This window comes from Paenibacillus sp. NPDC056933 (assembly GCF_042674385.1).
GTDB lineage: Bacteria > Bacillota > Bacilli > Paenibacillales > Paenibacillaceae > Paenibacillus.
Genome location: NZ_JBHUQN010000003.1, coordinates 42,902 through 57,618, shown reverse-complemented (window position 1 = coordinate 57,618; position 14,717 = coordinate 42,902). Strand labels below are relative to the sequence as shown.

Sequence of the window (14,717 nt, the reverse complement as noted above, 5' to 3'; positions counted from 1 at the left end):
GTGCCTGTCCTATGCTTGTCGATATTTGTATTCGGGCGTCCGAAAATCAGGACTTTGGCTGCGCTCTTAAAAGTGTCAAAATTTTAACCTTTAATCACACCCGTATACTTTAACACAGGTTTTACACTCATTTCAACTCTACTCGTCACAGTGCAAAGCCGCACCACGCATGGTTTTCCTATATTATCCACAAGATAGCAGGCCAGTATTCTTACCCATTATGCCTCTATCTCAGTCATACTATGTACTTTTGGTCACTTTTTGAGACTAGGTTCTAAGACCCACTGAAACTTGTTTTTATTTTCATAAAAATACAAATTCAAAAATCCCCACCAGATCAGATCCGGTGAAGGACTTTACGTTTTTTTGGATTGCCGCTATGCTATTATTTTCCGAGTGGACTCTTCAAGGGACCCTTGCTAGATTGCTCTCCTACATGATTTCCACGCAACCGTATCGAATGACTCTAATATGAAAATCCATTCATGGCAGGCATGTAACTCGGCTCACTCAGCTTGAAGGACCTCCATCAGGTTGTCATACTCCTCACTAGTCAGATACTTGGAGATCACCTGCTCAATATCGCTCAGCTCCTGTTCAGTCAGACCGCCTTCCATAGCGCCTGAGATCTGCTGCATCTCTTTCTGGGGCAGTTTGTTCATCAACAGGCTGAATATTTTCTCTTTTTCCTCCAGTGGCAGCTTGTCCTTCTTACCAGTAATGTCATCTGGAGATACCACAATCTCATCATTACCCGACGAAGCTATACCATTGGAATTTGTACCAGCTCCGTTGCCTGATGCTGTACCTTTACCCGTTGCTGTCCCTGAACCAGTACCTGCACTTGTGTTGGCATCCGCGTCTGTTCCCTTGTCTGAGTTCCCTTCTGAGCTCGATCCCGTAGCCGAAGAGTCTGTTCCTGAATCTGCTCCATGACCCTGGTCTGAGCCCGTAGATTCACCTGAGCTGTTGCCTGTGTCGCCAGATTCTCCTTTTTCTGTCCCGTTGCCCATAACCGATATCGCATCTTCTGGAACGTGTTCCTCCTCCGCTCCTGCCGGCTGATCTGTCGTGCCACCCGTTCCCTGCTTCTTCTCTTCACCGGACTTCCCTCCCAGTGCCCCCTGAAACATGGCCGTTAACCCCATTGGCTGGCCCTCCCACTGTATATTGAAACTCGCCAGCAGCGATTTGACATAAGACTGAACAATTAATCCGGTTGTCAGCAGAGTCAGTGAACTGACCAGCAGCACGGTAAGCAATACTTTAATGAACCATTGAAGCAACTTCATACCCGTTTTCCCTCCGATTTCCGACCCCCTATACCATTCGATATGCAGGGCCTATGAGTCTACTGTTAACCAGTATTGACGGAAATTCGAGGATTTATCAGGGTATCATGCGAAAAAAACCCCAGCCATCGCTATTCAAGCGACAACTGGAGCTCTATTCTGCTTCAACAGCAGCTTAAAGTTCAATTCTATCTTCACTTCTTCTCTTCAATTACTCGTAGATTGGAAGAACCTGGTTCGTTTGTTCACGGTTACGGCCTACAGAGAAGATCGCAATTGGAATGCCTGTAAGTTCCGAAACACGTTTCACATAGTTCTGTGTGTTCACAGGCAGATCTTCCAGCTTCTTCGCCGTAGTGATATCTTCACTCCAGCCTGGAAGCTCTTCGTATACCGCTTCACATTCTGCCAACATTTTCAAGCTTGCCGGATAGTGAGTGATAACCTCACCGCGGAATTTGTATCCCGTGCAGATTTTCACCGTTTCCAGGCCTGTCATCACATCCAGGGAGTTCAGGGAAAGGCCTGTAATTCCGCTAACACGACGTGCATGACGAACAACGACACTATCGAACCAGCCAACCCGGCGCGGACGTCCAGTTACTGTACCGTACTCATGACCAGTTTCGCGGATTTGGTCACCAATTGCATCATGCAGCTCTGTCGGGAAAGGACCGTCTCCCACACGTGTTGTGTAGGCTTTAGCCACGCCGATAACCTGCTGGATACGAGCTGGGCCAACGCCCGAACCGATACATACGCCACCTGCAGACGGATTGGATGAAGTAACAAATGGATAAGTTCCTTGATCAAGATCCAACATAACGCCTTGTGCGCCTTCAAACAATACTTTTTTGTCCTCATCGATATATTCGTTGAGCACAACCGATGTATCACGTACATACGGACGCAGAATTTCCGCATATCCCAGGTAATCTTTCAGAATTTCTTCAACATCTACAGGCTCGCCGCCATAGACTTGCTCGATTACACGGTTCTTTTCTTTGACCAAATGACGCAGCTTCAGTTCGAACTCTTCAGCATCGAGCAGATCAACCATACGAATACCGATACGGGCTGATTTGTCCATGTAAGCTGGACCAATTCCCTTGCCTGTTGTACCGATTTTGTTCGGGCCTTTGCTCTCTTCTTCCAATGCATCCAATACCATGTGATATGGCAGGATGATGTGTGCGCGTTCGCTGATGGACAGGTTTTTGGTCGTAAAGTCATTGTCATGAATATAGTTAATTTCTTCGATGAGTGCTTTCGGGTTGATAACCATACCGTTACCAATTACACATGCTTTATCCGTGTAGAAGATACCCGATGGAATCATCGTCAGTTTATATTTTTTGTTGTCGATCAGAATCGTGTGTCCTGCATTATTACCGCCTTGGTAACGAGCAACCACGTCTGCGGATTCCGCCAAATAATCCGTAATCTTGCCTTTACCTTCGTCTCCCCATTGCGTTCCCACTACAACTACCGTTGACATCGTACATACCTCCGTGGGTGCCTTGCGCACCTTTGTATTGGTCTGTCCGTCCTCTATCTCGGCAGGAATTAGAAGTGAAATTACCAGCGGAGAAGCGTGCTAACGGACAGTGAAAATCCCCCTCTATTTACATCCAAGGGAAGGTTTTCGCTGCTTTAACGCAGCAGTACTAGTGTACCAGTCCCTTTTTTCAAAGTCAAATCAAATGGCGAACAATTAGATATAGACAAACTCTAATGTTCGGAATTGACTCCAAATTCCGACGCAAAAAACCGGCGAAGCCAGTCAAAGCTTGCTTGACGGCTAACCCCGGTTATACCATGCGTATTCCAATTCAACGCTATATCTCGTATTCGCAACGTATTTATGAGTTCATATGATCTAATGGTTGATGCCAGGACAGACGATTTCACTTCCATATCGAAGCAGTCAGTGCCTGTCCCCTACATGGCAAAGGCATCATTATGTGCCCGCTCATAGTTAACGAATTTATTAAAGTTTTTCAAGAAGACCAGTTCCACCGTACCTACCGGACCATTACGCTGTTTGGCGATAATAATCTCGATAATGTTTTTCTTCTCGGTCTCCTGATTATAGTAGTCATCCCGGTACAGGAACGCTACGATGTCGGCATCTTGCTCGATCGAACCTGATTCCCGCAAGTCACTCATCATCGGACGTTTATCCTGACGCTGCTCTACCCCCCGGCTCAGCTGAGACAAGGCAATAACTGGAACTTCCAGTTCCCGGCCAATCTGTTTCAGTGTACGCGAGATCTCCGATACCTCTTGTTGACGGTTCTCGCCAGCTTTACCGCGTCCACTAATCAGTTGAAGGTAGTCAATCAGAATCATGCCAAGGCCTTTCTCTTTCTTGAGACGGCGGCATTTGGCACGAATGTCAGCCACGGTGATCCCTGGCGTATCGTCAATGTAGATGTTTGCTTCGTTCAAGGCTGCAATGCCCATCGTCAGCTTCTGCCAATCTTCATCACCTTTGAAGTCACCCATACGCATAACACCCGCATCCAGATTGGCCTCTGCACAGATCATACGCTGTACGAGCTGTGCGGCTGACATCTCCAGACTGAATATCGCAACCGTCTCCTGCGCCCGAATCGCTACGTTCTGAGCAATATTCAGGGCGAAGGCGGTCTTCCCTACAGATGGACGTGCCGCTACAATGATCAAGTCACTCCGCTGGAATCCCGCGGTCATCTTGTCCAGATCGATGAACCCGGACGGAATGCCCGTTGTAGTGCCCTTGTTCTGATGCAGCGTCTCTACCCGATCGAATACTTCCATCAGTACATCCTGAATGGCTATAAAACCGCTACTGGAGCGTCGGTTGGAAATCTCCAGAATGCGCCGCTCTGCTTCTCCTAGCATAGCCGCAACATCTTCACCGCCCGTGTATCCTTCACTCACAATCTGGGTAGCGGTACGAATCAGGCGACGCAGCATGGATTTCTCTTCAATAATCTGCGCGTAATAATCCACGTTGGCGGCGGTCGGTACACCATGAGCCAGCTTCGCCAGATAACTGACGCCGCCGATGTCTTCCAGCTCGCCTTTATCCTTCAGAAGCGAAGTCAGTGTCACGAGGTCAATCGGTTGATTTCCCTCGCCAAGCTGGATCATCGCTTCAAAGATTAATTGATGGGGTTTATCATAGAAATCCTCGGTTTGCACCCGTTCCATCGCTGTAATCAGGGCTTCGCCCTGCAACAGGATTGCACCCAGCACAGCCTGTTCGGCTTCCAGGTTCTGTGGGGGAATCCGGTCGAATAACATTTCGCCGCCCATCTTACTCCTCCGTTACCTGTACCTTCAAGGTAGCCTTCACTTCAGGGTGAACCTTGACGGTGACTTGCGTTACGCCGAGTGTGCGAATAGGCTCGTCCAGCTCAATTTTGCGTTTGTCGACTTTCAGACCTTTCGCTGCCAGAGCTTCTGCAATTTGTTTGCTCGTAATTGCACCAAACAGACGACCGCCTTCGCCGGATTTAGCTTTCAATTCGGTTGTTTCTGCTTCCAGCTTTTTGGCGAGTGCTTCCGCTTCTGCCTTCTCTTCCTGTTTGCGTCTATCTTCTGCAGCCTTCTGGTTATCCAGTGTTTTCATGTTTCCGTCTGTTGCTGGACGTGCGATTCCCCGTGGCAGAAGGAAGTTCTGTGCGTAACCCTCAGATACTTCCTTCACTTGTCCTTTTTTGCCTTGACCCTTCATATCTTTTATAAAAATGACTTTCATTCGAACAAACCCTCTTCCTTTTCGATTTCAGCCAGTACGTTCGTCAGCCGTTTTTCCGCCTCTCCAAGCGTTCCTTCAAGCTGCACGGCAGCATTCGTCAAATGCCCGCCACCGCCCAGTCGTTCCATAACCACCTGAACATTCATTCGCCCCAGTGATCTCGCGCTGATACCGATCAGCCCATCCGGACGTTCACTAATGACAAATGAAGCGACCACGTCGGTCATATTGAGCAAGATGTCCGCCACTTGGGCGATCATCATCTGTGGAATCTTGCTGCCAGGGTCCGTGACCGCCAGCGCAATGTTCCCGTATACCATTTTAGCATGCTTTATGATTTCTGCCTTAGCAATATATTCTGACAGATCCTCCTTCATCAGCCGCTGGATCATAATGGTGTCTGCACCACTACGACGCAGGAAACCTGCTGCTTCAAACGTTCTCGAACCCGTATGGAGTGCAAAATGCTTCGTATCCACCGTGATTCCGGCTAATAGCGCCGTCGCTTCCAGCGGAGTGAATTGCACCTTGTCGTGAATATACTGAAGAAGCTCCGTCACCAGTTCTGCTGCCGAGGAAGCATATGGCTCCAGGTAGATCAGAACTGCATCGTTGATGAATTCCTCACCCCGACGATGGTGATCCACGACCACTACACGTGTAGCGGATTGAACCAGCTTTGGCTCCATTGTCATGGATGCTTTGTGTGTATCAACAACGACAAGCAGGGTATGCTCTGTCATCATCTGGGTCGCCTGTTCCGGTAATACAAATGCTTTGGACAACTTCTCATCCTTGCTCACCTGTTCCATCAGGCGTTCAATGGAAGGGTTAGGTCCGTCGAGCACGATTCGTGCCTCCACGTTATACAAGCTCGCGGCCTTCCATACCCCGATTGAAGCACCAATCGCATCCATATCGGGCATTTTGTGTCCCATGATAATGACCCGATCGCTCTCTTGCATCAAATCACGCAACGCATGGGCAATAACCCGGGCTCTTACCCGTGTACGTTTCTCCACCGCGTTGGACTTTCCACCGTAAAAGGATAACCGCTGGCCCGACTTCACGGCAGCCTGATCGCCACCGCGGCCAAGTGCCATATCCAGACTGGACTGAGCCAGTTCACCCATCTCACTGATGCTATCCGAACCGAATGCCAGTCCAACACTTAGGGTCATCGGCACCTTAAGATCAGCAGTCATCTCCCGGACTTCATCCAAAATGATGAACCGGCTTTGCTCCAGCTCCTGTAAAGACTTATGGTTTAACATCATGAGGTAACGATCAGAGGACAGGCGACGCAGATATACTTCATACCGCTTCGCCCAAGATGTAATCTCACTCGTCACACGAGCAATCAGCGCCGTTCGCTGCTGATCGTCCATGCCCTGAGCTGCTTCGTCCAGGTTATCCAGCACTAAAATGCCCAGTGCAATACGTTCATTCTCATATTTGTCACGGAGAATGGCTAGCTCCGTAATCTCGTATACATATACATACCGCTCCTGCGGATTATGAATAACTCCATAATACCGATCGTCCAACTGAAATTCATCATGAAGTTCCTTGGACGGCTCCTTGGACCCATCCTTCTTCTCTTTTGGTTGAGGAAGTTTGGGAAACAAATTTTGCAGCGGATTGCCAACCATCGACTTCTCCTGGAACATGTCCGCGACGAAGCGATTGTGCCACTCTACCGTACGATCTTCGCTATACAGCACAATACCGAATGGGAGCATGCTGACCGCTTCCCCCTCCATCCGTTTGATCCGGATGGACAGGCCATTAATATAGTCGTTAAGCTCACGGCGGAACGCGAGTTCCGCCTTAATCATGACGATTCCCAGCGCCGAAGCGAGTATCAGACTAATCAAACCAAGCTCCCAATTATAGATGGTCACGAACATAACAAGCAGTAGCAGCAGTATGAACGCCCATACGGTATAGTAGCCGTGCCAGCGTTTCTTGAGAAATTTAGGCATGACTCATCACCCTATCGTTTTGGTTTCGATATTGCCTCGCGAAGCGGGAACGCCAGATCGATAATCCCGATAATCCGCAGCGGTCCGATAAAGAATACTGCCGCCGCCAGCAAATACGGTACAACCGGATTCCATTTCTTTGCATGCGAGAGAAAGAAAAAGAATCCGATGGCTTGAATCATGAAGCCGAGGTTAATCAGAGGCGACAGATTCATGGCAATCATGGTCCAGTACGTTCCGTCACTCTGTCTGGATATAACTTCGAACAACAATGCCAAAAAATAATACCAGATCAGGGCACGCGGCATACGCCATTCACGCGCAGGTGGAAATTTAGGTACAATAACGCCCATGACATTCAGAATTGGACGGGCAATCAAATGTGTAATTAGAGCCATGACCAGGGACGTGACCACCAAGGCGAATGGAATCATAAGTTGTGTCTGCCGAGCGACATCCTGAGTCATTTCAGGTGTCCATGCAAACCCATTCACCATCTGGTTGGATGTATTCGTCAGAGGTTCAATGGTCAGCCTGACCACATCATCAATATAACTCGACAAATCAAATTGGAAGATTACACTTCCAATCAACAGGAGCAGCAGATATTCGGCCAGCATGGCTCCACTTCCCGCCATTAGTGCGAACAGGGCCGATTTCTTTTTCTTGTACGCATTGCCCATGATGATGGCCGGCAGGGTGAACAATAGCAGTAGTAACAGATAAATCGGACTAAACACAGTCAAAATAATCGCCACAGGGACGAGATGCCATATAAATGATTTCACCGATAGAGAAGCAAACAAAATCACTCCTGGAATCATCATGAAAAATATGGCCAAGACCGATAAAGGCGTTAACAGCGAAAGTAGCAAGAGCAGATAAACGACGCTCCAGACAGCTGATTTAAAGCTAAATTTCAACAAATTCACCTCTTACGCATGTGATCTTCTAGCGCGGAAATATCCTGGTACCAGTCTTCCAGCTGGTGACCTTCTTGTTTATGCTTTTTCAATTTCTCAACAAGCAGTGCATCCAAATCCTTGAAAGGAATACCGAGCCTGCGGCCCAATATGTAACTACTCATCATCAAGCTGGCGAGACTGTCCCCGATCCGGGTCGTACTGCCTTCCCACAACGCTTTGAATAATCGGGATACCTGATCAAGCACTTCGGTTTTCAGCCATTCAATCACTTTAGCGCGTTTGGCTACATCCAGTTCTTTAGGCATATTGGCGAAAGTCACTCTCCCCGAAAAAGCTTTATTCTCCATTATAGCATAAAAAGGGGGGCCGCAAAATTACCCCAAAAAGCGGAGTCATCCTCCGAGACTCATCTAGGTACTTTGCGGGAACCCCGTACAACAAATCATCTCTTCATTAGTAGAAAATTCATTTAAGTTCGCTATTGTTCAGCTCATCTTAAGTTTAACATGATACCGGACGGCTTTGATTATCCGCGATAAGGCAACAAATATGAAATTTGTACGACTTACTTAGCCTTTATGGATTCCTTGGACACAATACCTTCGCAATATTCAATGATCTGACTCCGTCTTACAATACCAATGAACCGCTCCATATCATCAACAACTGGTACAAAGTTCTGAACTTTGGCCAGATTGATCAGATCCTCCATATTTGCGTCAATGGATACTGGCTTGATATCGAGTCGCAGCGGAACGTCCTTGAGCAGAAATTTTGAAGCGTTTTCAAATGAAATCTTTCCCTCAGAGTTCTTCATATACCACAGCAGGTCACCTTCGGTTACTGTGCCGATATATTTGCCTTCCTTATTCAAAATGGGCACCGCTGTAAACCGATGATATTCCATCCGTTCCAACGTTTGCCGCAGAGTAGAATCCGACGTTACACATGTAACTTCTTGTTTGGGCAGCAAAAAAAATGCGATGTTCATACCCTTACGTATCCTCCTTGTGAATTTCATCGTTCAACTTTTCTCGCTCAACTTACATAGTACGAATCAGAACGCAAGATGTTCCAAAAGGACATGATTTCTTCTACAAAGTAAAAAAAAACAGCAGCCCGCCAATAAACGCACTGCTGATTGTTGTCTGAAACCTAACGTCTGTATGGAATTGGTTACTCGATCTGCTGCCGGTCAGGAATCATCACTTCACCGGCTGGGGTCGATTGATCCATCCAGTTGTTAATCAGCTCTTTGGCATATTGGACGTCTTTCTCATCTGCCTTGCCGTAATAAATTCCGTCTTTCCGCATCCCCTCGCCCAGAATGGTGAAGCTTGAGATTTGCGGTTTCTCCTGAGTCAGTACCTGTTTGGCGAGATCAATAATAAAGGAAGGCTGCATATCCGTCTGGAAGCTGTCCCCCATAATCTGAATCAACTCCGGAATTTTACCGATGGCGTTAAGGTTAAGCATTTCATTTGCCATCGCATTCAGGAAAATCTGCTGCCGCTTGGTCCGATTAAAATCGCTATCCTCACGGTATCGTACATAATATAGTGCTTCCTGTCCGTCGTAGATCGGCTTACCACCTTCAATCGTGAACTGCACATGTTCCGGGTTCTTGTTCACAATGTCCTCATCAATGGGCAGCTTCACGCCGCCAAGTGCATCAACCACTTTTTTGATCCCGTCAAAGTTAATCGTTGCATAGTAACCTACATCCGCATTGAGAAACTTCTCCACCGTATTGATAGACATATTCTCCCCACCGAAAGCGTAGGCATGCGCGAGCTTGTCATAATCATCCTCACCATCCTTGTTGGCATCTCGTCCAACAATCTGCACATAGGTGTCACGAGGAATGGATACCAGGAGCACACGGGATTCTTTCGGACGAACAACGGCATAGATGACCGTATCTGAGCGACCACGCGTTTTCTCATAGGCACGTTTGTCCGAGCCTAGTAACAACACCGAGAACGGTTCTTTACGATAAACAGTAGGGTCTGGTGTATTATTTCCCTCTTGGGGAACATAGGAACGGGACAACTGATCTTCAACTGAACCAGCGAGAAACAGATCGAAGGCTGCTACAGCAAGCTGCTGACGAAACAAATAGCCCCCGATTAACAAAACTACGAGCGATACGAGCGTTATATATAGACCTTTTCTTCGTTTCTTCTTCTTATCTTTAGTTCTGCTTGTCATCCATCGATTCCTTCTTCACTGTCAAAATGAATTGCTCTTCATTCCTGCTAAACATCATTAAACTTTGGCGATGGCCTATGACACGGTGTCCTCTGAAGTTTTCTCTATTTGAAAGAGGATACCGCTCACGCTCGTTCTATTGTAATCATTGCTGGATGATGAAAAGTTACAATACGGTTAAATTGAACAGAACAGTGTATCCTTTTGGGGATCAAAAAAGGGCACTGTTCTATTCATATGAACTATTTATTCATTTATCTCGTTGATGCTGTCTCCACAAGATTCCTCTTCTCGTTATGACGCAGACGTCCTGTAATAAGCGCCGCCACCAGCGTGAGTATACTGAAAATGACTGCCGACCAGAACAGTCCACTATAACCCTGGCCTGTCGTATGGTGAACGGCTTGTAACAATACATCCCGAATGCCCGGATCAGGGATTTGAGACAGACCTTCTGTTAAGCCGGAGAGATCGCTGCCTGACGCTGCACTGACGCCGGAGGCATATTGCTGAAGCACCTCAGGTGGCACTTGAATGCCCTGATCTGCAAGGCCACTCTGAATGTTCGTGCCCAGATTAGAGAAGGAGCGAGCAAGAAAGCCGGCAAAAATGGTAGGCGCAATCGCCATAGCCATCTGACGGAACAGGGAACTGGTTGCGACGGCGATACCCTTGTTGTCCTCACCCGCCTGCTCGGTAACCAGCACGTTCACTGGTGCTCCCAGCATCATGCCAAAGCCGACCCCCACGAGTATGCTCGCAATTACAAACTGCCAGATATGCTCAACCCATAGCGGGAATAACAGGAAGCCAATAGCGGATAAGAGTCCGGCCACCGATAACGTCCAGATCGGCCCTTTGCGGTCCACAAGATAACCGCCTCCACCCGCTCCGATCCCGGAAGCCAGAGCAAGCGGTGTAAACCAATAGCCAGAAGCTGTGTTGGATACCCCAAGGTATTGTTCAACAAAACCGGATGCGAGAATGGCACCCGAGAAAAAAGCGATCAGCAGTGTCCAACGGAAGGACGCGATGCCCAGAAGCTGAGTGGATACGACAGGTTCACGTTGTGATCCTTCCAGTCTTTTTTCAAGAAAGTAGAAGAGAACCAGAATGACCACACCTGCCAGGAAGAAGCCGTAGAACATCGGTGAGCCGAGACTTTGCAGCATATTTACACCGTCCAGATTGCTGAAGCTATACATCAGACTGAGCACGCCGAGCGTCAGAACCGCAATCCCGCTCCAGTCCACCGCCGCACGACTCAGTTCCTGCTCTTCATGAATATAGCGGATGCCTGCAATAAACAGCAGAATGGCAATCGGTACATTGATCAGGAACAACCAGTGCCAATTCCCTGTAATATCCAGAATAAAAGCACCAATATTCGGTCCCAGAATCGCAGCAACACCGTTCATGCCACCCAGCAGACCCAGCGCTGTACCTTGCCGTTCTGCGGGGAACTTACTCAGTACATACGAACTGGCAATAATGAAAATGCCGCCACCACCTAACGCTTGAATGACACGAGCGATCAGGAAGAAGGTAAATGATGTGCTTAGTGCTACAAGCAATGACCCAACCCCAAAGAGAGCCACTTCAATCAGAAACAGCTTCTTGCGACCATAACGGTCTGAGAGCTTACCCGCAATCGGCACACTCACCGCAAGTCCGAGCGTATAGAGCGTGATCGTCCATGCTCCCCACGTGGGGGACACTTCAAACGATGCGTTTAGAGTCGTCAGGGACGAGGTAATAATCCCGTTATCCAGCGCAGCCATAAACACCCCAATAGCAAATAGGATAAGCGGCCATTTCATTTGTTTTTGCATCACATGTTTCCTCCCCGATCAAAATGCAATTTAGCAGCGTAAGGCTGGAATGTTACATATATATTAAACTGTATTGAATAATTATGACTCATTGGTCATTTTAGTGCAAATCCATTCCATATGTCAATTCAATACTATGTTACCCCCATCTGTTTAATCCCTGCTCCATAAAATAAAACCGTCCCACAGATTCACCATAGCCTGCGGGGCGGCTTTCATCTCTAACTCTACTGCTATTGCTTCATCAGATGCCGATTCAGGAACTTCTCAATTGCGCGGTACAGATCAAGCTGATTCTCAATATTTTCGAAGCCATGTCCTTCATTGGCTTTTAACATATAAGGCACATCCACGCCACGTTTGCGCAGAGCCTCCACAATCTGATCGGACTCCGCCTGTTTGACACGCGGATCATTGGCACCCTGGACTACGAACAATGGAGCTTTCATCTGATCGATATGGAACAGTGGTGAGACAGCTGTCAGCAGCTCCTTGTCTTTCTCCGGATCACCCATGCGCTCATAGAACATGCTGCGCTCCGATTCCCAGTAAGGCGGAAGTGAATCGAGCAGCGTGAACAGGTTGGAAGGCCCAACATAGCTAATGCCTGCGGCATAGACATCCGGTGTAAAAGCCAATCCTGCAAGAGCGGCATATCCGCCATACGATCCACCATAAATGGCTACACGCTTCGGATCAACTGTTCCCTCTTTAACCAGCCAATTTACACCGTCTGTGAGATCGTCTTGCATTGCTTTCCCCCACTCTTTGTTCCCGGCATCCAGGAATGCCTTGCCGTATCCGGTCGACCCGCGGAAGTTCACCTGTAGTACGGCATAGCCACGGCTTGCAAGAAATTGTGTTTCCGGATTGAAGCCCCACGAATCGCGAGCCCATGGACCACCATGCGGAACAACAACCAGTGGTAATTGCGAAGCTTCAGCACCTTGTGGCAATGTCAGATAACCATGAAGAGTTAAACCATCGCGTGACTTGTACGTAATGGGTTTTACATCCGACATTTTACTCTCATCGATCCAAGGAGCCGCGTCAGCTAATTTATCCAGCTTACCTGTCTTGGAATCGTAGAAGTAATAGGTGCCCATGGATTTATCGCTATACGCAACAAACAAAACCTGGCCTTCATCACTTATGTTTGAAATACTTATTTCTTTACCCTGAACCTTTGCCTGAATATCCTGCATCAATTTTTTGAAATCATTGTCTAAGTATTCATAGTTCAACTTGTCCGTCTCATAGACAGCTGCAAGGATTGTGCCCTTTTCTTTAGAAGGAACAAAACTGGATACATCCACATCTTTATTTTCATAGATGGTTTTCGTTACTTTTTTGCTGCTTGGGTTGTATTCGACAATAGCTGTTTTATCCCGATCCAAATTGGATACAGCATAGATGTTTTTGTTATCATACGTGAACATCACCGGAGCAAATGTTTCTCCAAGTTTGGTGGTCATCAAATTCTCAAATGGTTTATCTTCCGATTCACGATACATCAACGAAGAGACGTTACCATCACTCGATATGGCCACACGGATTTTACCCTCATGGTCCGTGAGCCATCCCGTAATATTGCCCGGGTTCTCTGCAGCAAGCACAGCCTCACCTGTCTTGATGTTAATCCGGTACACGTCAAAAATCCGAGGATCGCGTTTGTTCATTCCCACAAGAATCTCATCCGGAATATTCTCCAGAGAGTCTACCAGGATCGCTCTTGTATTCGGATATGGGGTCAGATCCTTGCTGTTTTTGCCATCGATATCCGTTACATAAATATGATAGTTCTCATCCCCAGCTTCATCTTTTACATACAGTAGCTTATCTTTCGTTGCCCACACAAATGCAGCTATGCTGCGCTCTGTCTCACCTGTAATACGTACCGGCTTGTCCTGACCATTCTCTTTCACCACAATATTCATTCGGTTGTTCCAAGGCTCCATGTAAGCCAGATGTTTACCATCCGGAGACATTTGGAATCCTTCTTGAGCCGGCTGTTTGAAGAAGTCTTCCAGAGGTGTAAGACCTTCTGACTGCACATCAAGTCCAAGAGCGAGGTACAGCGCATCAGCAAACTCACCATGGGTCACTGATTTTTTGGCGTTAAACGCACTGCCTTCAATAATAAAATGCTGCTTCAGACGAATGGCATCCTCCGTATGTACCTTCGGAATCTGCACCATATCACTGTATACAACCTGAATGCCATTATCCTTCAGTTCAAATGCCCGAGTAAACAACGATGCCATCTGTGCTCGTGTAAGTGGAGCATCCGGTGCGAATCCTTTGGCTTGTCCTTGAATAAGTCCGCTTTGCTTCAGCGCGTAAATCGCAGGAGCAGCTTCATCCTTAGCCAAAACATCTGCGAAGCCTGTAAGAGAGGCTGGAGCGTCCAGTTTAAGTACACGCTGCAGAATGATTGCCGCCTCGGCGCGAGTAATTGGTGTTTGTGACTCTTTCATTCCATCTGTTATGCCGTCTATGTATCCCAGTTGCTGTAGTGTCTGTGTTGCCTTCGAAGCAATGGTTTCTGCGACTGTCGCCGTCGGCTTCACTGCTTCTGCTGCCTGGACCGCTGGTTGAATCAGAGCGATGGACATCGCCATGCTAAGCGTAAGAGCATATACCTTTTTACTCATTGCGTCCAAACCAATTCCCCCTCTTAAAGTGAATTACAAGATAATTTGGAATTATACGTAAATCATTTT

The 14,717-nt window shown here is 47.6% G+C and carries 11 protein-coding genes; all 11 read right to left on the bottom strand.

Going from position 1 to position 14,717, the window contains the following annotated elements; genetic code table 11:
• Nucleotides 1-506 precede the first annotated feature (506 nt).
• Nucleotides 507-1,292, bottom strand: coding sequence for a hypothetical protein (locus tag ACFTRD_RS20525; protein ID WP_379383223.1), 786 nt, complete (start codon nucleotides 1,290-1,292; stop codon nucleotides 507-509).
• 211 nt (nucleotides 1,293-1,503) lie between these two features.
• On the bottom strand, nucleotides 1,504-2,790 hold the full coding sequence (locus ACFTRD_RS20520) for an adenylosuccinate synthase (RefSeq protein WP_379383221.1): 1,287 nt from the start codon (nucleotides 2,788-2,790) through the stop codon (nucleotides 1,504-1,506).
• Nucleotides 2,791-3,233: 443 nt separating this feature from the next.
• A complete protein-coding gene (dnaB, locus tag ACFTRD_RS20515; RefSeq protein WP_024629551.1) occupies nucleotides 3,234-4,595 on the bottom strand; it encodes a replicative DNA helicase in 1,362 nt (453 codons plus the stop codon).
• A 1-nt stretch (nucleotide 4,596) separates the two neighbouring features.
• On the bottom strand, nucleotides 4,597-5,040 hold the full coding sequence (gene rplI / locus ACFTRD_RS20510; protein ID WP_192272132.1) for a 50S ribosomal protein L9: 444 nt from the start codon (nucleotides 5,038-5,040) through the stop codon (nucleotides 4,597-4,599).
• Nucleotides 5,037-7,025: a DHH family phosphoesterase gene (locus ACFTRD_RS20505; protein WP_379383218.1), complete on the bottom strand. Its 1,989-nt coding sequence runs from the start codon at nucleotides 7,023-7,025 to the stop codon at nucleotides 5,037-5,039. Before ACFTRD_RS20505 ends, rplI begins: the two co-directional genes overlap by 4 nt.
• Before the next feature lie 11 nt (nucleotides 7,026-7,036).
• Nucleotides 7,037-7,957 (bottom strand): DUF2232 domain-containing protein, encoded by a 921-nt coding sequence (locus ACFTRD_RS20500; RefSeq protein WP_379383216.1) that lies wholly within the window; start codon nucleotides 7,955-7,957, stop codon nucleotides 7,037-7,039.
• Complete coding sequence (locus ACFTRD_RS20495) at nucleotides 7,954-8,256, bottom strand: MazG-like family protein (RefSeq protein WP_024629547.1); 303 nt, start codon at nucleotides 8,254-8,256, stop codon at nucleotides 7,954-7,956. Before ACFTRD_RS20495 ends, ACFTRD_RS20500 begins: the two co-directional genes overlap by 4 nt.
• Before the next feature lie 260 nt (nucleotides 8,257-8,516).
• A complete protein-coding gene (locus ACFTRD_RS20490) occupies nucleotides 8,517-8,942 on the bottom strand; it encodes a CBS domain-containing protein (RefSeq protein WP_192272138.1) in 426 nt (141 codons plus the stop codon).
• A gap of 185 nt (nucleotides 8,943-9,127) precedes the next feature.
• A complete protein-coding gene (locus tag ACFTRD_RS20485) occupies nucleotides 9,128-10,162 on the bottom strand; it encodes an LCP family protein (RefSeq protein ID WP_379383214.1) in 1,035 nt (344 codons plus the stop codon).
• A gap of 254 nt (nucleotides 10,163-10,416) precedes the next feature.
• Nucleotides 10,417-11,994 carry an MFS transporter gene (locus ACFTRD_RS20480; RefSeq protein ID WP_379383212.1) on the bottom strand — a complete coding sequence of 526 codons (1,578 nt, stop codon included), beginning with the start codon at nucleotides 11,992-11,994 and terminating at the stop codon, nucleotides 10,417-10,419.
• A gap of 233 nt (nucleotides 11,995-12,227) precedes the next feature.
• Entirely contained in the window at nucleotides 12,228-14,648 is a 2,421-nt protein-coding gene (locus ACFTRD_RS20475; protein ID WP_379384417.1) for a S9 family peptidase, read from the bottom strand.
• Between the last annotated feature and the right edge of the window lie 69 nt (nucleotides 14,649-14,717).

Bases quoted from the DNA above. Each gene is read 5' to 3' on its own strand.
- ACFTRD_RS20475 (WP_379384417.1), bottom strand. From the start codon at position 14,648: ATGAGTAAAAAGGTATATGCTCTTACGCTTAGCATGGCGATGTCCATC.
- ACFTRD_RS20505 (WP_379383218.1), bottom strand. From the start codon at position 7,025: ATGCCTAAATTTCTCAAGAAACGCTGGCACGGCTACTATACCGTATGG.
- ACFTRD_RS20485 (WP_379383214.1), bottom strand. From the start codon at position 10,162: ATGACAAGCAGAACTAAAGATAAGAAGAAGAAACGAAGAAAAGGTCTA.
- ACFTRD_RS20520 (WP_379383221.1), bottom strand. From the start codon at position 2,790: ATGTCAACGGTAGTTGTAGTGGGAACGCAATGGGGAGACGAAGGTAAA.
- rplI (WP_192272132.1), bottom strand. From the start codon at position 5,040: ATGAAAGTCATTTTTATAAAAGATATGAAGGGTCAAGGCAAAAAAGGA.
- ACFTRD_RS20525 (WP_379383223.1), bottom strand. From the start codon at position 1,292: ATGAAGTTGCTTCAATGGTTCATTAAAGTATTGCTTACCGTGCTGCTG.
- ACFTRD_RS20495 (WP_024629547.1), bottom strand. From the start codon at position 8,256: ATGCCTAAAGAACTGGATGTAGCCAAACGCGCTAAAGTGATTGAATGG.
- dnaB (WP_024629551.1), bottom strand. From the start codon at position 4,595: ATGGGCGGCGAAATGTTATTCGACCGGATTCCCCCACAGAACCTGGAA.
- ACFTRD_RS20480 (WP_379383212.1), bottom strand. From the start codon at position 11,994: ATGCAAAAACAAATGAAATGGCCGCTTATCCTATTTGCTATTGGGGTG.
- ACFTRD_RS20490 (WP_192272138.1), bottom strand. From the start codon at position 8,942: ATGAACATCGCATTTTTTTTGCTGCCCAAACAAGAAGTTACATGTGTA.